Origin of the sequence: Tetragenococcus halophilus, from assembly GCF_001712815.1 — a bacterium.
Classification (GTDB): domain Bacteria; phylum Bacillota; class Bacilli; order Lactobacillales; family Enterococcaceae; genus Tetragenococcus; species Tetragenococcus halophilus.
The window spans coordinates 1,583,304-1,604,199 of record NZ_CP012047.1 but is presented as its reverse complement, the minus strand read 5'-3'; the positions used below and the strand labels follow the sequence as shown (position 1 = coordinate 1,604,199).

Here is a 20,896-nt window from a genome sequence, read left to right as displayed (position 1 = left end):
CTTCTTTAAGACAAATTGCTTCCTTGGTCAAAAGGTTATAAACTAAAAGGGGAAATGTATGAAAGGGTGAAAAGATGTATACTGTGACCGGTATTCGAAAACTAAAAGGTACTTTTTACCAAGTTACCATCGATCATCAAGAGAAAATTAAAGTTTCAGAAGATCTGCTAGTTCGCTTTCGTTTGCTAAAGGGAAGTGAATTAACAGAAGAACAAATGGCTGACGTCAAAGAACAAGCCAGTTATGATTATGGCTTGCAAGAAGCTTTAAACTATATTAGTTATCAATTACGTACAGAGAAAGAAACACGGACTTACTTACAAAAAAAAGAAATCCCATTAGAAGATCGTCATAAAATTATCGCTCGTTTAAAAGAACTTGATGTTTTGAATGATCGAACATATGCGATGAGTTATGTGCGTACGCAAATTCGTTTAAGTGATAAAGGACCGTCTAATTTATATCAACAATTGCGCAAAAAAGGGGTACAAGATGATTTAATTGATGAGGCGCTGGAATTATATACGCCAGAATTACAGGCAGAAATTGCTGCACGCACTGCGGCAAAAGGTGTAAAGAAAATTCGCGGTAAGAGTTATCGCGAAACTTTACAGAAATTGCGAATGAATCTGACCAAAAAAGGATTTAATCAAGATATTATCCAGCAAGCTGTTGACCAACTTGACTATGAAATGGATGAGGCTCAAGAGTGGGAAATACTACAAAAAGAAGGACAGAAGTTATTACAGCGAGATCGTTCAAAAGATAATGGCAAGAAAAAGATGAAAATCAAGCAAAAGTTGTATCAGAAAGGATTTACGACTGACTTGATTCAACAATTTATTGATAAGGAAGAATTAAATGAAGAGTAAGATGTGGGACCATCAAAAGATCCAAGACTTTCAAACAAGCTTGTTGGATTGGTATTATAAAAACAAGAGAAATTTACCATGGCGTGCGGATACTGATCCATATAAAGTATGGATTTCAGAAATTATGTTACAGCAAACGCGCGTAGATACAGTCATTGATTATTATTACCGATTCATGGAAGAATTTCCTACAATTCAGGATTTAGCCGAAGCTGACGAAGAAAGACTATTGAAAGTTTGGCAAGGACTAGGCTATTACTCTAGAGCTAGGAACTTAAAAGTTGCTGCAAACCAAATCCAAGCAGATTTTAATGGTAAATTTCCTGATACTGTTGAAGGAATTCGCAGTTTAAAAGGAATCGGGCCCTATACAGCAGGAGCGATTGCAAGTATTTCTTTTGGTTTAGCAGAACCAGCTATTGATGGCAATGTGATGCGAGTTATTAGCCGTCTTTTTGGCGTTGAAGAAGATATTGCCAAATCAAGTACATATAAAATCTTTGATAGAATTCTTCGTGCTATTATTTCACACGAGCATCCTGGAGATATGAATCAAGCTTTGATGGAAGTAGGAGCAACAGTTTCTACACCATCAGCCACTGAATGTCCTTCATGGTTAAAGCCATTTTGTTATGCTTGTGCGCATGACGCCCATGATAAGTTTCCGGTAAAAACCAAAAAGGCAAAGCCCAAAGATATTTATTATTTAGCCGCAGTTATTGAAAATAATGCGCATGAACATTTATTGATTCAACGTCCGGAAACGGGTTTGTTAGCAAAAATGTGGCATTATCCTTTAAAAGAGATTGACGTAAAAGAGTATCAAGCGTTAAAACAATATTGGCAAAAAGAAGACACAAATCAATTAACATTGGATTTAGTTTCTGAAGATGAAGCACCAGATATTTTTAGTGAATGGCCAGTAGTATGGCAAAAAAGACATCTTGGTGAAGTAACTCATACATTTACACATTTAAAATGGCATATTCTTATTTTTTACGGACGTACGCAAAATGATTTTTCACCGGAAAATGGTAAATGGTTAGATGAGCAGTCTTTTTCAACCCTCATTTTTCCAAAAGTGCAGCAAAAAATTATCCAACAGTTCAATAAAACTCATAAAGTTAGATAACATTTATAGCAAACAATTAAAATTATTGCTATAATAATTATGGTGCCGGTGTAAAACACCCAAGCAAATACGAGTTTCGTAAGGTGAGGGTTGCTATGAGAATGCCTAAAGAAGGCGAGTTTGTTAGTATTCAAAGTTACAAACATGATGGCAATTTGCATCGAACGTGGCGCGATACGATGGTATTGAAAACCAGTGAGCAGTCGTTGATCGGATTAAATGATCATACTTTAGTTACCGAATCAGACGGCAGACGCTGGGTCACCCGCGAACCAGCTATTGTTTATTTTCATAAAAAATACTGGTTCAATATAGTAGCAATGATACGAGAAAAGGGGGTTTCCTATTATTGTAATCTAGCTTCCCCGTTTATTTTAGACGAAGAAGCGCTGAAGTATATTGATTATGATTTGGATATCAAAGTTTTTCCCGATGGTGAAAAACGATTGTTGGATGTGGATGAATATGAACTACATGGTAAATTGATGCATTATCCAAACAATATTGATTATATTTTAAAAGAAAATGTCAAAATTTTAGTTGATTGGATCAATAATGGAAAGGGACCTTTCTCAGAAGGGTACGTCGATATATGGTATGAACGCTACAAGCAATTGTCGCATAAATAAAAAGCTGCCGATTTTTCGGCAGTTTTTTAACGTCAAAGAAGATATATTTTTTTGACAGATATAGATAGCAGAATATATTTTTAATGAACAACGATAGCACATAGAAATGGCAAACTTATGTTGAATGAGCAACGATAACGCATAGAAACGAAAAATAATGTGCTATGAAGTGATCTGCTAAATTTTTAAATAGAAATTATAAAAAGCAGCTGTTTCCAGGCTTCTTTATCTACTTATTTATCTAGTATCATAGCTATAAATTGGTAAGAAGCAATTATAATACTTGCTTTATTTTTTAAAATAAACTTTTTGTCATTGTAATATGCTCAATACCTGCATCCAAAAAGAAGTCTCCTTCTTCTTGATAGCCTAAATTTTGATAAAAGTTTCGCGCGCTGATTTGTGCGCCTAAAGTCATTTTTTGATAATCATGATTACTTGCATAGTTTTCTGCTTCTTGCATAATAACTTTTCCATAATGACGATTTCTAGCTTGTTTTACAACAGCCATACGTTGTACTTTGACAATATTATTACCAGAAGGAAGTAAACGAACAGTGGCTAGGGGTTCATTTTGGTCATTATATAAAACAAAGTGAATGGCTTGTTGTTCGTTTTCATCAATTTCTCTTTCGACAGGAACTCCTTGTTCTTTTATAAAAACTTCTTTTCTAATAGCTAACGCGTTGACATAAGTATTACTTTGTGTGTCTTTTGTATAAATTACGTGCATTTTACCACCTCGATAAGATTATATCTTTTTGCTAAAAAATTAGCTAATTAAAAATTCCAAAAACAAAAGATAAATATTTCTGTAATATGAATCGGTTTTCATTGAAAAGAAAAAAGCTTTGTGGTAGCATTTTATTGTGGTTGAAAGCCACGTTTTTTTTATAAAAATTGAAAATCTAAGGAGCGAATGCAACTATGAATGCTGACCCCGGGAGTCAGTCGCTGATAGCACAGCTGTTGCTATTACTTTGTTTAACAATAGTGAATGCTTTTTTAGCAGCATCAGAAATTGCTGTGGTTTCGATCAACAAAAGTCGGATCGAACAACAAGCCGAAGAAGGGGATAAAAAATCTCAGAAACTTTTACATACGTTAAAAGACCCAACGAATTTTTTATCGACGATTCAAGTTGGAATCACATTAGTTAATATTTTATCTGGTGCTTCTCTTGCTTCACAATTAGCACAACGTCTTTCGCCTTATTTAGGTGGAGGAGCTGCTGCAACAAGTATTGCACATATCATTATGGTTATGCTTTTAACCTATATTTCGATTGTGTTTGGTGAATTATATCCAAAACGTATCGCCATGAGTAAGACCGAAGAGGTAGCGAAATTTGCTTCTGGAATTATTCGTGTTATCGGAACTATTGCAAAACCATTTGTATGGTTGCTATCAGCATCGACAAATCTACTCGCACGAATTACCCCAATGGAATTTGATGACGAGGACAGTAAAATGACGCGTGATGAGATGCGTTATATGATGGAAACAGAAGGTGTCTTTGAAGATGAAGAGTTATCCATGCTTCAAGGTGTTTTTTCATTAGATACTAAAGTAGCGCGGGAAGTGATGGTACCTCGTACGGATGCTTATATGGTTGATATTAACGACAATGTAGGTGAAATCATCGAAGATATCTTAAAGCAAAATTATTCCCGAATTCCAATTTTTGATGAAGAAAAAGATAAAGTTATTGGCATTTTGCACACAAAAAATTTATTAAAAGGAGCATATAAACAAGGTTTTGCTAATATTGATTTACTTACTTTATTACAAGAACCCTTATTTGTTCCAGAGACGATTTTTATTGATGATCTATTATACGAAATGAAAAAGACACAGAGTCAAATGGCAGTTTTATTAGATGAATACGGCGGTGTCGTTGGTATTGTAACACTAGAAGACTTGCTAGAAGAAATTGTAGGCGAAATTGACGATGAGTCGGATGAAGTCGAAACACTTTATAAAAAAGTTTCGGAATCTGAATATATTATTCAAGGCGGTATGCTGATTGAAGAATTTAATGAAGCCTTTGATACCAACCTTCATATGTCTGATGTGGATACCATGGCAGGTTATTTAATTACAGCTTTAGGAGAAATTCCTGAAGAAGGTGAAAAATTAACTTTTGAAGTGGATAACTTAACCTTGGTATCAGAACAAACTGTTGGCCCACGTATTTTAAAGATTCGCGTCATCTTTCATGACCCAACAAAAAAAGATGAAGTAGAACCTGAAGAAGACCGGCGCTTTTTCCATAAGGAATTTGCAGATGATGAACCAAGGAGATGAGAAAAGTAGGATCTTAATGGGTCCTGCTTTTTTATTATCTTTATTTAATAGGGGGCCTTTAGCTATTTTTATTTATTTTTGCTCAGCAAGATGATATACTGGTCAAGTTCATACATAAAAAATTATTGATAAGAAAGTTTGAAACGAAAGGAGAGACTGTAAGAATAGCAGTCTTGCAGTATAAGAAATGGATAAACAAGAATTAGAAAAAGAAGTCGATGCTAGACGCACCTTTGCAATTATTTCTCACCCGGACGCAGGTAAGACGACCATTACTGAGCAACTTTTGCTTTTTGGTGGTGCGATTCGTCAAGCAGGTACGGTTAAAGGGAAAAAAACAGGAAATTATGCTAAATCTGATTGGATGGATATTGAAAAACAACGTGGGATTTCAGTAACCAGTTCGGTAATGCAATTTGACTATGAAGGAAAACGGGTAAATATCTTAGATACGCCGGGACACGAAGACTTTTCTGAAGATACTTATCGTACATTGATGGCTGTTGATAGCGCAGTTATGGTAATCGATAGTGCCAAAGGAATCGAAGCACAGACAAAAAAACTTTTTAAAGTTGTAAAACAAAGAGGAATTCCGATCTTTACTTTTATTAATAAAATGGATCGCGACGGTCGTGAACCGTTGGAATTATTAGAAGAACTAGAAGATTTACTCGATATTGAATCTTATCCTATGAATTGGCCTATTGGTATGGGAAGAGGATTAGAAGGAATTTATGACATTCATAATCAACGCGTAGAATTATCTCATCCCCAAAATTATGATGGGCAACGTTTTCTTTCATTAGATGATAATGGAGATATCGCTACTGAACATCCATTAAAACAAAATAGTGTTTATCAACAAGCACTCGAAAATGTTGAATTGCTACAAGAAGCTGGCGATGACTTTGATTTAGAAAAAGTAGAGCGAGGAGATCAAACGCCCGTATTTTTCGGTTCTGCGTTGACTAACTTTGGTGTACAAACCTTTTTAGAAGCCTTTTTAGAATATGCGCCTAAACCTCATGCCCATAAAACTAAAGAAGAGGAAAAAGTAGATCCTTACGAAGAAGATTTTTCCGGATTTGTATTTAAAATCCAAGCAAATATGAATCCTGCTCACCGCGACCGTATTGCTTTTTTACGTATTTGTTCAGGAACTTTTACTCGTGGAATGGATGTTACCTTAGAACGAACCGGCAAGAAAACAAAATTAAGCAATGTCACCCAATTTATGGCCGATGCGCGGGAAAATATTCAAGAAGCAGTAGCTGGAGATATCATAGGTATTTATGATACTGGTACTTATCAAGTGGGTGATACCCTTTATGAAGGAAAACTTAAAGTTGCTTATGAAGACTTACCCGTTTTTACCCCGGAATTATTTATGCAGGTGAACGCTAAAAATGTAATGAAACAAAAATCGTTTTATAAAGGCATACGTCAGTTAGTGCAAGAAGGGGCGATTCAAATGTATCAAACCTATATGACGGATGATTTTATTATCGGTGCTGTTGGGCAACTACAATTTGAAGTTTTCCAATATCGTATGAGAAATGAATATAATTCTGAAGTGATTATGAAGCCATTGGGCCATAAGATTGCTCGCTGGATCGATCCGAAAGACTTAGATGAAAAGATGCATTCCAGCCGCAATATTTTAGCCAAAGATCGTTTTGGGCAACCGTTGTTTCTATTTGAAAATGAATTTGCTATGCGTTGGTTTAAAGACAAGTATCCCGATGTTGAATTGAAGAGTTTATTATAAAATACAAAAACAGCTTAAAAAGCACAGTTTAGGGTAAGGACAGTGCTTTTTAAGCTGTTTTTTAATATAAAAACTAAGGAGCTTCACTTATTATTTTTGGAATAGAGATCTCAACAATAGCGTCATCGTCATTGTCAATTTCTGTGATATCTTCTTCATTATAGGAATCCGGAGAAAGTTTTTTCAAGAAGTGTTCCTTAATTTCGGTAATTTCTTCAGAACGGATGGCTCTTTTTTTGTTTACTAATAAAAGTTCATTATGTGTAGGAGCCTCAGTGTATACAATCGAAATATCTCCAGCAGTGTAGACTTTTACTAACACCGCATCTGTATGTTCTAATTGTTGCCTGACCAGTCTTGAATGACTATTTGTAACGTTTACTAGCTTCATATTGATTCACCTCACAATCTTTAAAGCTGATTCTTCCTTCGTATCTATTATATTTTTAATTAAAAAAAAGATAAAGTATAAGGTGTTAAAAAACTGGAAAAGTACAGTAAAAGTACTTTTCCAGTAAAACAGTGGACTTATATTTATTTATTTTCATCTTCTTGTTTATTTTCTACATAGGCACTTTCTGCCGCTTCAATCTTGATTTGTCCATTATCGTCAAGAACTGCCTTAAGTTCTGAACTTCCTGGATTATCGAGGTAGTATTCAGCGATGCCATCTTCAATTTGTTCTTGAATTGTGCGACGTAGTGGACGTGCACCCATTGCTGGATCGTATCCTAATTCAACCAGTTTTTCTTTTACATCTTGAGAAACATCAATATGAATTTTTTGATAAGAAAGCATATTGTTGACATCATCAAGCATCAAAGAAACGATTTTCATCAAGTTTTCTTTGCTTAATTCCTTAAATTCTACAATACCGTCAAAACGGTTTAAGAATTCAGGGTTAAAGAAGTCTTTTAGATGACTCATTACTGAATTTGTTACACCTTCACGGGCAGGGCCGAAACCAACATTGGCTTCAACATTACCAGTACCAGCGTTACTTGTCATGATAATGAGTGTATCTTTAAAGCTTACGGTACGTCCTTGAGCATCAGTTAAGCGTCCATCTTCAAGTATTTGCAAGAACATATGCAATACATCAGGATGTGCTTTTTCCACTTCATCTAATAAGATCAAGCTGTATGGGTTACGACGAACTTTTTCGGTCAATTGACCTGCTTCTTCATAACCAACATAGCCTGGCGGTGAACCGATTAGCTTGGATATACTGTGTTTTTCCATATATTCAGACATATCAAAGCGAATCATCGAATCAATAGAACCGAATAGTTCATAAGACAACTGTCTAGCAAGTTCTGTCTTACCAACACCCGTAGGTCCTACAAATAAGAAAGAACCAATTGGACGATTTTGTTTTCCTAATCCTACTCGATTACGTCGAATAGCTTTAGAAACTTTATCGATTGCTTCGTTTTGACCAATAACTTGTTTTTTCAAGTCGTCACTTAAGCTACGTAATTGATTTTGTTCTTTTTCTTTTAATTCACCTACAGGAATACCTGTTTGTTGTTCGACAATTTGTTCCATTGTTTTTTCAGTGATTACAGGCATTTGTTCATCATTGACTTGTTTTTCTTTCATTTTTTCAAGTTTATTGATTTGGTCTCTGTAGTAAGCAGCTTTTTCGTAATCTTCTTCTTTAGAAGCTTGGCTTTTTTCTTGTTGCGCATCTTCTAATTTTTTATCGATCGTCTTTGGATCAACGTATTGAATGGTCAAGTTTTCTTTAGAACCTGATTCATCCAACAAGTCGATTGCCTTGTCAGGTAGGAAACGATCTTGAATGTAACGATTTGATAAATCAGCTGCTGCTTGAATCGCCTCGTCGGTATATTTTACATGATGATAATCTTCATAGCGTGGTTGTAAACCTTTTAAAATCGAAACTGTCTCTTCGATTGTTGGTTCATCTACGCGTACTGATTGCAAACGACGTTCTAAAGCAGCGTCTTTTTCAATGGTGCGGAACTCATTTAAAGTTGTTGCGCCTACCATTTGCAAATCGCCGCGGGCTAATGCTGGTTTTAAGATATTGCCAGCATCCATGCTACCGTCGCCAGCTGTACCAGCACCTACAATTTCATGGACTTCATCGATAAACAGGATGATATTTTCTGCTTCTCTGATTTCGCTGATCAACTGTTGCATTCTTTCTTCAAATTGACCACGGATACCAGTTCCTTGTACAAGTGAAGCTACATCAAGTCGTACCACTTGTTTGTCCATCAATTTTTGAGGTACATCGCCATCGACGATTTTTTGTGCCAAACCTTCAACGACAGCTGTTTTACCAACACCAGCTTCGCCAATTAAAACTGGATTATTTTTTGTACGACGATTTAAAATTTCGATGACACGTTTAATTTCATCATCACGTCCTACAACGGGGTCGATTTGGCCATCTTTGGCTTGTTGGGTGATATTAATGCCATATTCACCTAAAAGACCAGATAGACCGGAATTGTTTGAGGATTGACCACCATTTCCGTTATTTCCGCCACCAGCTTGTGTTGGAGGCGTTTGTGAGTAATAGGAATTACCACCTTGCATTTGCGACATTTGACGGAAGAAATCATCTAAATTCCCAAAGCCAAATGGATCTTGTTGCATACCTTGCATGCCCCCCATTGGGTTTTCTTGTTGATTTTTTAATTTTTGATAACAATTTTGACAAAAGTCGATTTGTCGTCTTTGTCCACCTACATTTGCATATAAATGAATGGTTGCTTCATTTTTTCCACAGTTTTGACAAAGCATCAAATCTCACAACCTTTCTTTATGTTCAAGTTCTTTTATCTTTATAAAAGGTAAAGAAAAAAGTCAAAAAACATTGACCAACTTTGACCTTTCAAATTCTATTATACAATCTTTACTATATTTTTCAAGGATTTGAACTGGAAAAGCGAAATTTTCTTAAAAAGCTTTACCTTCTTATATTAGGAAAAATTTTTACTGGAAAATTGAGTAATGTCGAATAAAATAACTATTAAAAAAGAAATATCTGATAAATGGTTCTTATAAAGCTTGCAGAAATTTTTCTTTTTATTATAATTTTTTTAGGAAGATAAAGGAGAGAAAAAATGACACAAGAAACATTTGTTGAACTATTACAACAATTAAAAGAGGGTAAGATTGATAAGTTAACAGTTGAACAGCCAGACTTTTTAGAATTTCGTAAAGCTTGGTTATCTTTTTGCGACCGTACGTCTTTTGTAGGTAAAGCAGGCTTACAAGGGACGATCAGTTATAGATACGAGCCAAGTGAAAAAGAAGCTTGAATTTTCACCTAATTCTTCGATTTGTGGTGGAAAACGGTTGTCTAAACAGCAAAAAAATGGTAATCTTATCAATTGAAAGGGTTATTCGCTACTTTTTTTTGTTTATATTTAATTTTAGAAAACCCTCACAAAATTTGATAACTCAAAGGAGATCGATCGATATGGAAAAGAAAGATTTTAATGTAACTGCTGAGACAGGAATTCACGCACGTCCAGCAACTTTATTAGTACAAACTGCAAGCAAATTCAACTCTGATATTAATTTAGAGTATAAAGGTAAATCAGTAAACTTGAAATCTATTATGGGCGTTATGTCCTTAGGCGTAGGCCAAGGTTCTGATGTTACGATTTCAGTAGATGGTGCTGATGAATCAGATGCAATGGCAGCAATTGTAGAAACAATGAAAAAGGAAGGATTGTCTGAATAATGTCTGATATGCTAAAGGGAATCGCGGCAAGCGATGGAGTAGCTGTTGCAAAAGCCTACCTGTTAGTGGAACCAGATTTAACTTTTTCAAAAAAGAATGTCGATGATACTGAACATGAAAAAACACGCCTTGACGAGGCATTAAAAACTTCCGAAAAAGAATTGCAAAAAATTCGCGATAATGCTGCTGAAACTTTAGGTGAGTCAGAAGCACAAGTTTTTGATGCGCATTTAATGGTTGTTGATGACCCAGAAATGACGGGTCAAATCAAACAAAACATTTCAGATAACAGCGTAAACGCTGAACAAGCATTAAAAGATGTTACTGATATGTATATCGGTATGTTTGAAGCAATGGAAGATAATTCCTACATGCAAGAACGTGCAGCTGATGTTCGTGATGTATCAAAACGTATATTGGCTCATTTACTAGGTGTAACTTTACCTGATCCTTCAATGATTAACGAAGAAGTTGTCGTTGTTGCTCATGACTTGGCGCCTAGTGACACTGCACAGTTAGACCGTAAATATGTTAAAGCTTTTGTTACAGATGTCGGAGGACGTACGTCGCACTCCGCAATTATGGCTCGTTCTTTGGAAATCCCAGCAATTGTTGGGTCAAAACAAATTACTGATATAGCTCATGAAGGCGATATTATCGCTGTAAATGGTATTGAAGGAACGGCTGTTGTTAATCCTACAGAGGAGCAAAAATCAGAGTACAAAGAAGCAGGTCAAAAATTTGCTGAACAAAAGAAAGAATGGGAAAAGCTTAAAGATGCCAAAACCGTTACTGATGACGGCAAACATTTTGACTTAGCAGCAAATATCGGTACGCCAAAAGATTTAAGTGGTGTTCATAGCAATGGTGCTGAAGCTGTTGGTTTGTATCGTACTGAATTTTTATATATGGATTCTTCTGATTTTCCTACAGAAGAAGATCAATTTAACGCTTATAAGAAAGTGTTAGAAGGTATGGACGGCAAGCCTGTTGTCGTACGTACAATGGATATTGGCGGTGATAAGGAGCTTCCTTACCTAGATCTTCCTGATGAAATGAATCCATTCTTAGGTTATCGTGCATTGCGTATTAATCTTTCACAACTAGGTGAAAAAATGTTCCGTACGCAATTACGTGCTTTATTGCGTGCTTCAATATATGGTGAGTTGCGAATCATGTTCCCAATGGTAGCAACCTTGCAAGAATTCCGTTCTGCTAAGAAAATATATAATGAAGAACGTGAAAAGTTAATTAACGAAGGCTATGGTGTTTCTGACTCAGTTCAAGTAGGTATTATGATTGAAATTCCTGCTGCTGCAGTTTTAGCTGATCGTTTTGCTAAAGAAGTTGACTTCTTCAGTATTGGAACAAATGATTTGATTCAATACACAATGGCAGCCGATCGCATGAATGAACAAGTTTCTTATCTTTATCAACCATATAATCCTGCCATCCTACGTTTAGTTAAAAACGTAGTTGATTCAGCGCACAAAGAAGGCAAATGGGCTGGTATGTGTGGAGAAATGGCTGGAGATCAAACTGCGGTTCCATTATTAATGGGAATTGGTTTAGATGAGTTTTCAATGAGTTCATCTTCCATTTTGAAAACACGTAGCTTAATGAAGAAATTAGATACGACAAAAATGCAAGAACTTGCTGATCGTGCATTAAACGATTGTGATACAGCAGATGAAGTAATAGCGTTGGTTAATGAATACGCTGGTTAATTTCTTTGATTGAAAAGACCAAGACATTTGATTGTCTTGGTCTTTTTTCTGTGAATCACTACGATTCAACAACCAAGAGGGGCGTTGAGCCAGTACTAGGGAGCGAAGCGAACGTAGTGTTCTTTATTTCCCGCTTTTCAATTAAGATGGGTGAAAACAGCAAGAGATGGATAAAGAAACAGACAAAACATTATCCAAGAATGCAAAGATGAATAAAGAAGAGTCAAAAACATTATCCGAAAATAGCAAGATGAACAAAGAAATAAAGCAAACATTATCCAAAAAGTATTCTCAAACCGATCTTTATAAAAAAACCGAGAAGTTTATCTCGGTTTGGGTGTTACTTATTCCTCTGCTAAGATGAGCTTTTTTTAAATTAGGAAATCTTGATAGAGACGTAAAATATTTTTGTTAAAAATTTGATCTACTTGTTCGCTAGAAAAGTCTGATTTTCTTAATGCATCATAAATTGTGGGTAAAATTGTTCCATCTGGTAAATCTTGATGAACAGTAATACCATCAAAATCAGAACCTAAAGCAACCGCTTCAATGCCGCCTACATTATAAAGATGTCGGGCATGACGACAAATGGCATTGATTAAAGAGCCTTTTTCCTTAGCATCTTGTAAAAAGCGATCGGAGAAGTTGATACCAATTACGCCACCACGTTCGGCTATTTTTTTAATAAGATCATCTGATAAGTTACGATAGTGGGAATGAACTTTGCGTGCATTAGAATGGCTAGCAACAAAAGGCCGATCAGTATATTGTAATACATCGTTAACCAATGCATCTGAACCGTGGGAAACGTCAATGATCATTCCAAGTTCATTCATCCGTTGAACGATTTCAATGCCTTTATGGGTTAACCCTCTTTGTGTTTTTTCCGTGAGCTGTTCATTACCATCAGCAAAAACGGCGTTAGGATATCCAATCTCATTTGGGTAATTCCAAGTTAAGGTCATCATACGCACACCCAAGTTGTAAAACTCTTCTAGTTTTTCAACACTACCTTCAATAGGCGCGCCTTCTTCCATAGTTAAAAGAGCGCTCATTCGTTCGTTTAAGCCGTTGTCTAAAATTTGCTCGTAACGAGTAACAGGACGAATTTCTTCTGCATTTTCGTCCATTTCATTATAGAAACAATCAATCATTGCCTTAGCTTCTTCATAAGGTGAATCAACAGCTTCTTTATCAAGAAAAATGGCGAAGTTTTGTAATAAATAATCACCTTGTTGCATTTTTGGAATATCTAATTGAAAATTATTTTTCTTTAAATGTCCTGGTTCATTTATTGGTGACTGATAAATTTTCATAATCGTATCACAGTGCATATCTACAACATTCATAAGCTAACCTCCATTTTTAAGCTTGTGTGCTACTCTAAAGATATCATTTTTTGTAAAAAGAAACTAGTAAAATAAAAGCGGTTTTTAGAAAGTTTATCTCATAACCACTTTAAATAATCCTTTGCAAATATAAAATAGCGTAGCGTTATTTATGCTAAATATTTAATCCAGCTTAATTTAAGCCCTTAGTTGGAGTTAAGAATAACGTAAAATATGATATACTATAATTGAAAAAAGAAAGGGGAATGAATCCTTGAAAGTGCTGCTTTATTTTGAAGGACAAAAAATGCTGGAAAAATCAGGGATTGGACGTGCATTCGAACATCAAAAAAAGGCATTAGAAAGTGCTGGAATTGATTATACGACTGATGCTAGAAGTAAGGATTATGATATCTTACACATCAATACCTACGGAATAAATAGCCGAAAAATGATAAAGCAAGCTAAAAAACAAGGAAAAAAAGTTATTTATCATGCGCATTCCAATGCGGAAGATTTTAAGAATTCATTCCTTGGAGCAAATACAATTACGCCATTATATAAAAAATATGTGGTCAGTCTATACTCCTTAGGGGATCATTTAATTACACCGACGCCTTATGCTAAAAAGGTTTTACAAACATATGGTATTCAAAAACCTATTGATGCAGTGTCTAATGGCATTAACCTGGAGCAATTTCAACCAGATGAAAAAAAAGAGGAAGCATTTCGTGAGTATTTTAAACTAGCAGCTGAGCAAAAAGTGATTATTTCTGTCGGACTTTATTTTCGTCGCAAGGGAATTATTGATTTTGTTGAAGTGGCCAGACGCTTTCCGCAATATAAGTTTATCTGGTTTGGGCATATCTCCTTATATTCAATTCCCAAAGATATTCGTCGTATTGTACGAAACGATCATCCCGATAATGTAATCTTTCCTGGTTATATCAAAGGTGATATCATTGAAGGAGCTTATTCTAATGCCGATTTGTTTTTCTTCCCTTCTTATGAGGAAACAGAGGGAATTGTAGTATTAGAAGCTTTGGCAAGTTTACAAAACGTACTTGTTCGTGACATTCCTGTATATGACGGCTGGTTAAAAGATAGGAAAAACTGTTATATGGGAAATAACAATACAGAGTTCAGCCAATTACTAGAAGGTATTGTTGAAAAAAAGTTGCCTGATCTTTCTAAAAATGGTTGGCAAACAGCACAAGCAAAAAGTATCCCGCACATCGGAAAAAAATTACAAAATATATATGAAACGGTACTTTCTTAAAAAAAGATAGATTCGTAGTTTGGAGGGAATTTTGTGAAAATCGGGTTTTTCACAGATACTTACTTTCCTCAAGTAAGTGGAGTTGCTACATCAATCAAAACATTAAAAGATGAATTAATTAGGCGCGGGCATGAGGTTATTATTTTTACTACTACCGACCCTAATGCACCAGAATATGAAGAGGGAATTGTTCGCATGCCAAGTGTTCCTTTTATATCCTTTAAGGACCGCCGCGTTGTCGTACGTGGCATGTGGGATGCGTACATGATCGCTAGAAATTTTGAATTGGACTTAATTCATACACATACTGAATTCGGAGCCGGCTTTTTGGGAAAAGTAGTGGGAAAAAAACTGCATATCCCAGTGATTCACACTTATCATACGATGTATGAGGATTATCTACATTATATTGCCCGCGGAAAAGTGGTACGTCCAGCGCATGTAAAAGTTTTTTCGCGTGTTTTTGCCAATCATACATCCGGGGTCGTTTGTCCTAGTGAACGAGTGATTACTACTTTAAAAAAATATGGAGTAGTCTCGCCGATGTGTGTAATTCCAACAGGTATTCAAACGAAAAAATTTGAAGTGGGAGAAGATACAGCTGCTAAAAGTAAACAGTTACGTGCTCTTTTAGGAATACATGAAGATGAGATATTCTTACTTTCTTTAAGTCGAGTTTCTTATGAAAAAAATATACAAGCTTTGATAGAAAGGTTACCTGAGGTTTTACAAGTAAAACCTAACGTGCGCTTAGTCATCGTAGGAAAAGGGCCTTATGAAGAAGCATTAAAACAATTGGCTTATGATAAAAAAGTAAGAAATAAAGTCATATTTGTCGGAGAAGTTCCTAATGATCAAGTGGCTTTATATTATCAATCTGCTGACTATTTTGTTTGTACTTCTACTTCAGAAAGCCAGGGGTTAACTTATTTAGAAGCTATGGCTTCAGGTACACAACTTGTGGTTGAAGGCAATGAATATTTGGATCATTTAATAGATGATCCTTCGCTTGGGGTTACATTTCCAACAGATGACGATTTTGTACCCGCACTACTTTCTTATATGGCAGAAAACCCTCCCAAGAATCAAGCGATTTTAGATAAGAAAAAATATGAAATTTCGGTAGAAAACTTTGGAGAATCCATGCTAGCTTTTTATAATGAAACGATTGCTTATTATAAAAAAATACAAGCAACAGAAAAACAACGAAGCACTTTTGACGAAGATAGCAAAACAAAAAAGCATAGACGCCTATTTAAAGGAATCTTTCACTAAGTGTAAAATTTATTGAGGTTTTCTAGTGGACAAATAAATAGTGAATAACGGATAAAAGTTCGACAATCTATTGTCTGAAAATGAAATCACGGATAATAATTTAGAAAACCCTTATCTGAGAATCCAAACATGAAGAGCGGAATGAAAAAGTTTTATCCGAAAAACAGAAATATAACCTTTATTTTTACTAAACCGGGAGCTCTTAATGTTTGATTCTCTATCTTTGCCCATAGCCTTAAATTGCTTAGCGTTTTCCCTTGAAGACTTTATAATCTTTCATTAATCGTTTCATAAATCTGTATTTTCACGTATACTGAAAGTACAGACTTTTTTTATTTAGGAGGTAATAAAATGAAAATTGGTTTTATCGGAACAGGTGTCATGGGACATGCAATTGTTGGACATCTAATGGATGCAGGACATGAGTTGTTTGTTTATAATCGTACGAAAAGTAAAACAGACGATTTAGTAGCAAATGGCGCAGTTTGGCAAGATACGCCTAAAGAAATTGCTGATGCAAGTAAAATCGTATTCACTATGGTAGGCTATCCACAAGATGTAGAAGAAGTTTACTATGAAGAGGCAACAGGTATTTTTGCTAGCGATGTAAATGGAAAAATTTTAGTCGATTTAACGACCAGTGCGCCATCTTTGGCCGAAAAAATTAGTCAAACTGCAAGTGATAATGGTGCTGCTAGTTTAGATGCGCCAGTTTCTGGTGGAGATTTAGGTGCAAAAAATGGAACATTAACCATTATGGTAGGCGGTGAAGAAGCTGTTTACGAAAAAGTGTTGCCACTTTTTGAAAAAATGGGAGAAAGTTATACCCTACACGGAGCAGCGGGTAAAGGACAACATACAAAAATGGCCAATCAAATTATGATCGCTGGAACAATGACGGGGATGACTGAAATGCTAGTTTATGCTGATAAGACTGGGCTGTCTTTACAAAAAGTGATGGACACACTAGCAGGTGGTGCTGCTGCGAACTGGTCTATGTCGAATTATGGTCCGCGGATCTTAAAAGAAGACTATTCTCCAGGCTTTTTTGTCAAACATTTTATTAAAGACTTGAAAATTGCTTTAGATGAAGCACAAAAATTGTCTCTGGAGTTGCCTAACACACAATTAGCTACACAATTTTATGAAAAACTAGCAGATCAAGGAAATGAAAATGATGGTACGCAAGCCTTGATTAAACTTTGGTGGACAGACCAAACAAATTCTTAAAAAGCGAAAAAAATTGAAAAAAACATCCACAAGTCTTCTTCTTTTTGTTAGAATAAAACAGAAATGTGAATAATAGAGGAGGCACTTAGGATGCAAAATTCCCAATTAGTTGCTATCATTAAACGACTTGAAGCAATGATCGAAGCGCAAGATAGTGAAGTACAAGTACGTCGCTTTGAAAAAGAAGGCGTTGAAAAGTGTATAGTAACCTATGATAACGCCACTGAAACATTTGAGTTAACTGAAGCCCAAACAAATCAAGCTTACCAATTTGATAATATTGATATTGTAGCCATGGAAATTTACGATTTAATTCAATAAAAAAATTCGAGAAACAGTTATTTTAACTTGTTTCTCGTTTTTTTATTGAGGGGGCTTCACATTATAGAAAATCTATTGTAAAATTTAAAAGGACTATAAACACTATATATTGCAAAATAAGATGCAAAAAGTACTATATATTGTATATTTTGCATAAATTAAGGAAGGCGATCGAAATCGTGATAGTAATGGCAGGAATGATTGGTGCAGGAAAAACAACTTATACAACTAAAATAGCAGCTGAACTACAGACAGAACCCTTTTATGAAGCTGTGGACGAAAATCCTATTTTAAATAAATACTATGAGGATCCAGGAAAATACGGATTTGCTTTGCAGATATATTTTTTAAATAAACGTTTCAAAAGTATTAAAGAAGCTTTTTTTGATCAAAATAATGTTTTAGACCGTTCGATTTATGAGGATGCATTGTTTACCAAAATTAATGTAGAAAACGGTAATATCAGTGAGGAAGAATATCAACTTTATTTAGAACTATTAAATAATATGATGGAAGAACTATCAACATTACCTAAAAAAGCACCTGATTTAATGATTTATTTAGACGCTAGTTTTGATCATATATTATCCAATATACAAAAACGAGGCAGATCATTTGAACAACCAACAAAAGAAAATGGTTTGTTAGATTATTATAGACAATTACATACAGCTTACGGTGATTGGTTTGAACAGTATAACTATGGTCCCAAGTTAAAAATTGATGCAGATCGTTATGATGTGACCCAAAGAGCAGATTGGCAAGATGTATTTGCACAAATTCAGACAAAACTTAATGGAAAGGAAGTTATGGTTGGCTAAAGATAGACAAAGCAAGGCGCTTACCAAAATTTATTTAGGAACTCCTTATTTTAATGAAGAACAAAAACAAAGGGTCGAAAAAGCAAAAGACGCTTTAGAAGACAATGATACTGTAGCGGTGGTTCATTTTCCTTTTGACTTTCAATATCAAGAGGCTACTTTTGACGATCCAAAAGAAGTATTTGGTACACTTATTTGGCAAAACGCTACTTACCAAAATGATTTGTCTGCTATGAGCACCGCTGATTGTGGTGTGTTTTTATATGATTTAGATCAAATTGACGATGGTTCCGCCTTTGAAATGGGATTTATGCGAGCACTACACAAACCTGTTTTAGTACTACCTTTTAGTAAAAATTTGGATCAAAAACAATTAAACTTAATGATTGCCCAAGGCACGACAAGTTTTATTGAATCATTTGAGCAACTCAGCAGCTATGATTTTAATCATTTTCCAAGCGAACCCCAAACACCTATTGATGTTTTTTAGCTAAAAATATAGTAACGCTCGATTAAAGCAACCAGTTTATAAAAAAGCTGGTTGTTTTTTATCAGGGAGTAAATCAATCATACGTTCCCCATGTTTTGAATATGAGGGATTATTATTCAAGTTTAACCCCTATCTTTTCAATCTTAGGGGTTAAATCGCTAAGAAGACTCCCCATGTTTATCTACTTTCTTTGAATTTTCTACAATTTTCTTAAAAGATAGGGACTCTTTTTATAAGACGCTCCCCATGTTTTGAATCTCAGGGAGTGTAAACCAACTTTACTCTCTGTTTTTTATCCTGCTATGATTGATCAATAGTAAAGAAAATTAATAAAAATTAAAAGGGAGACTTAAAGCTATTTACACCACAGCTGATTATGTTAAAATTATTTGAAAATCAAAGTAAATTCGATTGTTTGATTTGTTATTTGAAAAGTAAATGAGTGAAAAAATGAAAAAATAAACTTGCATTTTTTCAGAGTTTCATTTATAGTTTGATTATCAAATCGTTTGATAATCAAACTATTCGGATGGTGTTAGTTAATGGAGCCCAATTTTGGACGGATCAATACATTATTAGTTGAGGCTTTTAATGATATTTTAGTGATCGAAGAATCAGAATTAAAAAAATCGCAGTTTAAAGATTTGTCGATTACTGAGATGCATACAATTGAAGCAATTGGTATGTATAAAAAAAAGACCACTTCTGAAGTGGCCAAAGAACTTTCGATCACTGTTGGGACATTGACGATCGCGATCAATCGATTGGTTAAAAAAGACTATGTTGAACGTCTTCGTAGCGAAGATGATCGACGAGTTGTCAAATTAGGTTTGACCAAAAAGGGGAGATTAATCTTCCGTGTCCACCAACGCTTCCATATGGAAATGGTAAAAAGTATTTTACAGGGCATGGATAATGAAGAATCTGTAGCCTTACAAAAGGCCTTAGAGAATCTTCACAGTTTCCTACAAGATTATAAGTGAGTGTAATGGAATGAATAATTTTGGACAAATCACACAAACTGCCAGCTTCGTTCCGAAAAAAGCTGTGACCAACGATCAGCTTGCACAGATCATGGACACTAGTGATGAATGGATTCAATCTCGCACAGGGATTAAAGAACGTCGCATTACAACAACGGAAAATACGTCAGACCTTTGTATTAAAGTAGCAGAAAAGCTGTTGGAAAAAAGCCAGTATTCTGCTGAAGAGTTAGACTTTATCATTGTTGCCACGATGTCTCCTGATTACTATAGTCCTTCAGTAGCTTGTTTAGTACAAGGTACAATTGGAGCAAATCATGCAATGTGCTTTGATTTAAGTGCTGCTTGTTCGGGTTTTGTTTATGCATTATCAGTGGCGGATAAGTTAGTACGCACGGGTGCAAAAAAAGGATTGGTCATCGGCGGCGAAGTTATCTCCAAAACCTTAGATTGGACAGACCGTTCGACGGCAGTGTTGTTTGGTGATGGTGCAGGCGGTGTTTTATTAGAAGCTTCAGAAACAGAGCATATTACGGCTGAAAACTTACAAGCAGATGGGAAGCGAGCGATGTCGTTAACATCTGGTTTTACTGCTGTAAATAGCCCTTATTCCGAAAATGAAACAAGTCAAAGTTCATACTTGTCTATGGAAGGGCGAGAAATTTTTGATTTTGCAGTTAGAGATGTCGTAGAGCAAATCAAAAAAGTGATGAACCAACAAAATAGAGAAATCGATTATTTCTTGCTTCATCAAGCAAATGCGCGAATTTTAGATAAGATCGCGAAAAAGGTCAATGTTTCTAGAGACAAATTTTTACAAAATATGGATAGATATGGTAATACTTCAGCGGCTTCTATTCCGATTTTATTGGATGAAGCGGTCGCTAGTAAAAAGATTGTCCTTGGAAACCAACAAAATGTGATACTTTCAGGTTTTGGTGGCGGATTAACTTGGGCAACCCTATCGGTCATTTTATAAATCTGTAGTGATAATAATAATAGAAAAA

The 20,896-nt window shown here is 35.3% G+C and carries 21 protein-coding genes; 17 read left to right on the top strand and 4 right to left on the bottom strand.

All coding sequences use genetic code 11. The features are described 5' to 3' along the window. Nucleotides 1–74 precede the first annotated feature (74 nt). The 3 genes from recX (at nucleotide 75) to ntdP (ending at nucleotide 2,633) form a co-directional block, all read left to right on the top strand. Entirely contained in the window at nucleotides 75–872 is a 798-nt protein-coding gene (gene recX / locus AC806_RS07580) for a recombination regulator RecX (protein WP_069029105.1), read from the top strand. Beyond that, a complete protein-coding gene (gene mutY / locus AC806_RS07575) occupies nucleotides 862–2,004 on the top strand; it encodes an A/G-specific adenine glycosylase (protein ID WP_061841342.1) in 1,143 nt (380 codons plus the stop codon). Before recX ends, mutY begins: the two co-directional genes overlap by 11 nt. 95 nt (nucleotides 2,005–2,099) lie before the next feature. Continuing rightward, on the top strand, nucleotides 2,100–2,633 hold the full coding sequence (gene ntdP / locus AC806_RS07570; protein WP_014125325.1) for a nucleoside tri-diphosphate phosphatase: 534 nt from the start codon (nucleotides 2,100–2,102) through the stop codon (nucleotides 2,631–2,633). Nucleotides 2,634–2,928: 295 nt separating this feature from the next. Here ntdP and AC806_RS07565 read toward each other — a convergent pair whose 3' ends face one another. Then, nucleotides 2,929–3,366 carry a GNAT family N-acetyltransferase gene (locus tag AC806_RS07565; protein ID WP_061841341.1) on the bottom strand — a complete coding sequence of 146 codons (438 nt, stop codon included), beginning with the start codon at nucleotides 3,364–3,366 and terminating at the stop codon, nucleotides 2,929–2,931. A gap of 194 nt (nucleotides 3,367–3,560) precedes the next feature. On the opposite strand from AC806_RS07565, the gene AC806_RS07560 reads away from it, so the two are divergent. Together AC806_RS07560 and AC806_RS07555 are read left to right on the top strand one after the other, a co-directional pair. Continuing rightward, entirely contained in the window at nucleotides 3,561–4,940 is a 1,380-nt protein-coding gene (locus AC806_RS07560) for a hemolysin family protein (protein ID WP_061841340.1), read from the top strand. 187 nt (nucleotides 4,941–5,127) lie between these two features. Next, nucleotides 5,128–6,708, top strand: a complete 1,581-nt coding sequence (locus AC806_RS07555; protein ID WP_069029104.1) for a peptide chain release factor 3 — start codon at nucleotides 5,128–5,130, stop codon at nucleotides 6,706–6,708. A 73-nt stretch (nucleotides 6,709–6,781) separates the two neighbouring features. On the opposite strand, the gene AC806_RS07550 is transcribed toward AC806_RS07555, so the two are convergent. Beyond that, nucleotides 6,782–7,099, bottom strand: a complete 318-nt coding sequence (locus AC806_RS07550) for a DUF1827 family protein (protein WP_061841338.1) — start codon at nucleotides 7,097–7,099, stop codon at nucleotides 6,782–6,784. Nucleotides 7,100–7,242: 143 nt separating this feature from the next. Beyond that, nucleotides 7,243–9,486: an ATP-dependent Clp protease ATP-binding subunit gene (locus AC806_RS07545; protein WP_014125320.1), complete on the bottom strand. Its 2,244-nt coding sequence runs from the start codon at nucleotides 9,484–9,486 to the stop codon at nucleotides 7,243–7,245. Nucleotides 9,487–9,809: 323 nt separating this feature from the next. Here AC806_RS07545 and AC806_RS07540 point away from each other — a divergent pair, with 323 nt between their 5' ends. The 4 genes from AC806_RS07540 to AC806_RS07525 all read left to right on the top strand — a co-directional run bounded on the left by AC806_RS07540 (nucleotide 9,810) and on the right by AC806_RS07525 (nucleotide 12,526). After that, the gene (locus AC806_RS07540) at nucleotides 9,810–10,007 is read left to right on the top strand and encodes a hypothetical protein (protein ID WP_014125319.1); all 198 of its coding nucleotides are present in this window, start codon (nucleotides 9,810–9,812) and stop codon (nucleotides 10,005–10,007) included. Between the two features lie 161 nt (nucleotides 10,008–10,168). Beyond that, the gene (locus AC806_RS07535; protein ID WP_014125318.1) at nucleotides 10,169–10,435 is read left to right on the top strand and encodes a phosphocarrier protein HPr; all 267 of its coding nucleotides are present in this window, start codon (nucleotides 10,169–10,171) and stop codon (nucleotides 10,433–10,435) included. Beyond that, nucleotides 10,435–12,162 carry a phosphoenolpyruvate--protein phosphotransferase gene (gene ptsP, locus AC806_RS07530; protein WP_069029103.1) on the top strand — a complete coding sequence of 576 codons (1,728 nt, stop codon included), beginning with the start codon at nucleotides 10,435–10,437 and terminating at the stop codon, nucleotides 12,160–12,162. The genes AC806_RS07535 and ptsP overlap by 1 nt, the downstream gene beginning before the upstream one ends. A gap of 166 nt (nucleotides 12,163–12,328) precedes the next feature. Further along, nucleotides 12,329–12,526: a hypothetical protein gene (locus AC806_RS07525; RefSeq protein WP_014125316.1), complete on the top strand. Its 198-nt coding sequence runs from the start codon at nucleotides 12,329–12,331 to the stop codon at nucleotides 12,524–12,526. Between the two features lie 7 nt (nucleotides 12,527–12,533). On the opposite strand, the gene AC806_RS07520 is transcribed toward AC806_RS07525, so the two are convergent. Beyond that, nucleotides 12,534–13,511, bottom strand: a complete 978-nt coding sequence (locus AC806_RS07520) for a dipeptidase (protein WP_061840952.1) — start codon at nucleotides 13,509–13,511, stop codon at nucleotides 12,534–12,536. A gap of 253 nt (nucleotides 13,512–13,764) precedes the next feature. Between AC806_RS07520 and AC806_RS07515 the strand changes: the two genes are divergently transcribed. The 8 genes from AC806_RS07515 (at nucleotide 13,765) to AC806_RS07480 (ending at nucleotide 20,868) form a co-directional block, all read left to right on the top strand. Then, nucleotides 13,765–14,769: an LTA glycolipid anchor biosynthesis glycosyltransferase, IagA/BgsA family gene (locus AC806_RS07515; RefSeq protein ID WP_061840951.1), complete on the top strand. Its 1,005-nt coding sequence runs from the start codon at nucleotides 13,765–13,767 to the stop codon at nucleotides 14,767–14,769. A 33-nt stretch (nucleotides 14,770–14,802) separates the two neighbouring features. Then, nucleotides 14,803–16,044, top strand: a complete 1,242-nt coding sequence (locus AC806_RS07510; protein ID WP_014125313.1) for a glycosyltransferase family 4 protein — start codon at nucleotides 14,803–14,805, stop codon at nucleotides 16,042–16,044. Nucleotides 16,045–16,395: 351 nt separating this feature from the next. Further along, on the top strand, nucleotides 16,396–17,274 hold the full coding sequence (locus tag AC806_RS07505) for an NAD(P)-dependent oxidoreductase (RefSeq protein WP_069029102.1): 879 nt from the start codon (nucleotides 16,396–16,398) through the stop codon (nucleotides 17,272–17,274). Between the two features lie 90 nt (nucleotides 17,275–17,364). Continuing rightward, the gene (locus AC806_RS07500; RefSeq protein ID WP_069029101.1) at nucleotides 17,365–17,595 is read left to right on the top strand and encodes a YkuJ family protein; all 231 of its coding nucleotides are present in this window, start codon (nucleotides 17,365–17,367) and stop codon (nucleotides 17,593–17,595) included. Nucleotides 17,596–17,774: 179 nt separating this feature from the next. Then, on the top strand, nucleotides 17,775–18,416 hold the full coding sequence (locus AC806_RS07495; protein WP_014125310.1) for a deoxynucleoside kinase: 642 nt from the start codon (nucleotides 17,775–17,777) through the stop codon (nucleotides 18,414–18,416). Next, entirely contained in the window at nucleotides 18,409–18,906 is a 498-nt protein-coding gene (locus AC806_RS07490) for a nucleoside 2-deoxyribosyltransferase (protein WP_014125305.1), read from the top strand. The genes AC806_RS07495 and AC806_RS07490 overlap by 8 nt, the downstream gene beginning before the upstream one ends. A 542-nt stretch (nucleotides 18,907–19,448) precedes the next feature. Further along, on the top strand, nucleotides 19,449–19,889 hold the full coding sequence (gene fabT / locus AC806_RS07485; RefSeq protein ID WP_014125304.1) for a fatty acid biosynthesis transcriptional regulator FabT: 441 nt from the start codon (nucleotides 19,449–19,451) through the stop codon (nucleotides 19,887–19,889). A 10-nt stretch (nucleotides 19,890–19,899) separates the two neighbouring features. Beyond that, entirely contained in the window at nucleotides 19,900–20,868 is a 969-nt protein-coding gene (locus tag AC806_RS07480) for a beta-ketoacyl-ACP synthase III (protein ID WP_069029100.1), read from the top strand. Nucleotides 20,869–20,896 lie beyond the last annotated feature (28 nt).

Coding starts and splice junctions, on each gene's coding strand:
- AC806_RS07520 (WP_061840952.1), bottom strand. CDS start 13,511: ATGAATGTTGTAGATATGCACTGTGATACGATTATGAAAATTTATCAG.
- AC806_RS07505 (WP_069029102.1), top strand. CDS start 16,396: ATGAAAATTGGTTTTATCGGAACAGGTGTCATGGGACATGCAATTGTT.
- recX (WP_069029105.1), top strand. CDS start 75: ATGTATACTGTGACCGGTATTCGAAAACTAAAAGGTACTTTTTACCAA.
- AC806_RS07545 (WP_014125320.1), bottom strand. CDS start 9,486: ATGCTTTGTCAAAACTGTGGAAAAAATGAAGCAACCATTCATTTATAT.
- AC806_RS07555 (WP_069029104.1), top strand. CDS start 5,128: ATGGATAAACAAGAATTAGAAAAAGAAGTCGATGCTAGACGCACCTTT.
- AC806_RS07535 (WP_014125318.1), top strand. CDS start 10,169: ATGGAAAAGAAAGATTTTAATGTAACTGCTGAGACAGGAATTCACGCA.
- mutY (WP_061841342.1), top strand. CDS start 862: ATGAAGAGTAAGATGTGGGACCATCAAAAGATCCAAGACTTTCAAACA.
- AC806_RS07540 (WP_014125319.1), top strand. CDS start 9,810: ATGACACAAGAAACATTTGTTGAACTATTACAACAATTAAAAGAGGGT.
- AC806_RS07480 (WP_069029100.1), top strand. CDS start 19,900: ATGAATAATTTTGGACAAATCACACAAACTGCCAGCTTCGTTCCGAAA.
- AC806_RS07525 (WP_014125316.1), top strand. CDS start 12,329: ATGGATAAAGAAACAGACAAAACATTATCCAAGAATGCAAAGATGAAT.
- ntdP (WP_014125325.1), top strand. CDS start 2,100: ATGAGAATGCCTAAAGAAGGCGAGTTTGTTAGTATTCAAAGTTACAAA.
- fabT (WP_014125304.1), top strand. CDS start 19,449: ATGGAGCCCAATTTTGGACGGATCAATACATTATTAGTTGAGGCTTTT.
- AC806_RS07565 (WP_061841341.1), bottom strand. CDS start 3,366: ATGCACGTAATTTATACAAAAGACACACAAAGTAATACTTATGTCAAC.
- AC806_RS07500 (WP_069029101.1), top strand. CDS start 17,365: ATGCAAAATTCCCAATTAGTTGCTATCATTAAACGACTTGAAGCAATG.
- AC806_RS07550 (WP_061841338.1), bottom strand. CDS start 7,099: ATGAAGCTAGTAAACGTTACAAATAGTCATTCAAGACTGGTCAGGCAA.
- AC806_RS07560 (WP_061841340.1), top strand. CDS start 3,561: ATGAATGCTGACCCCGGGAGTCAGTCGCTGATAGCACAGCTGTTGCTA.
- ptsP (WP_069029103.1), top strand. CDS start 10,435: ATGTCTGATATGCTAAAGGGAATCGCGGCAAGCGATGGAGTAGCTGTT.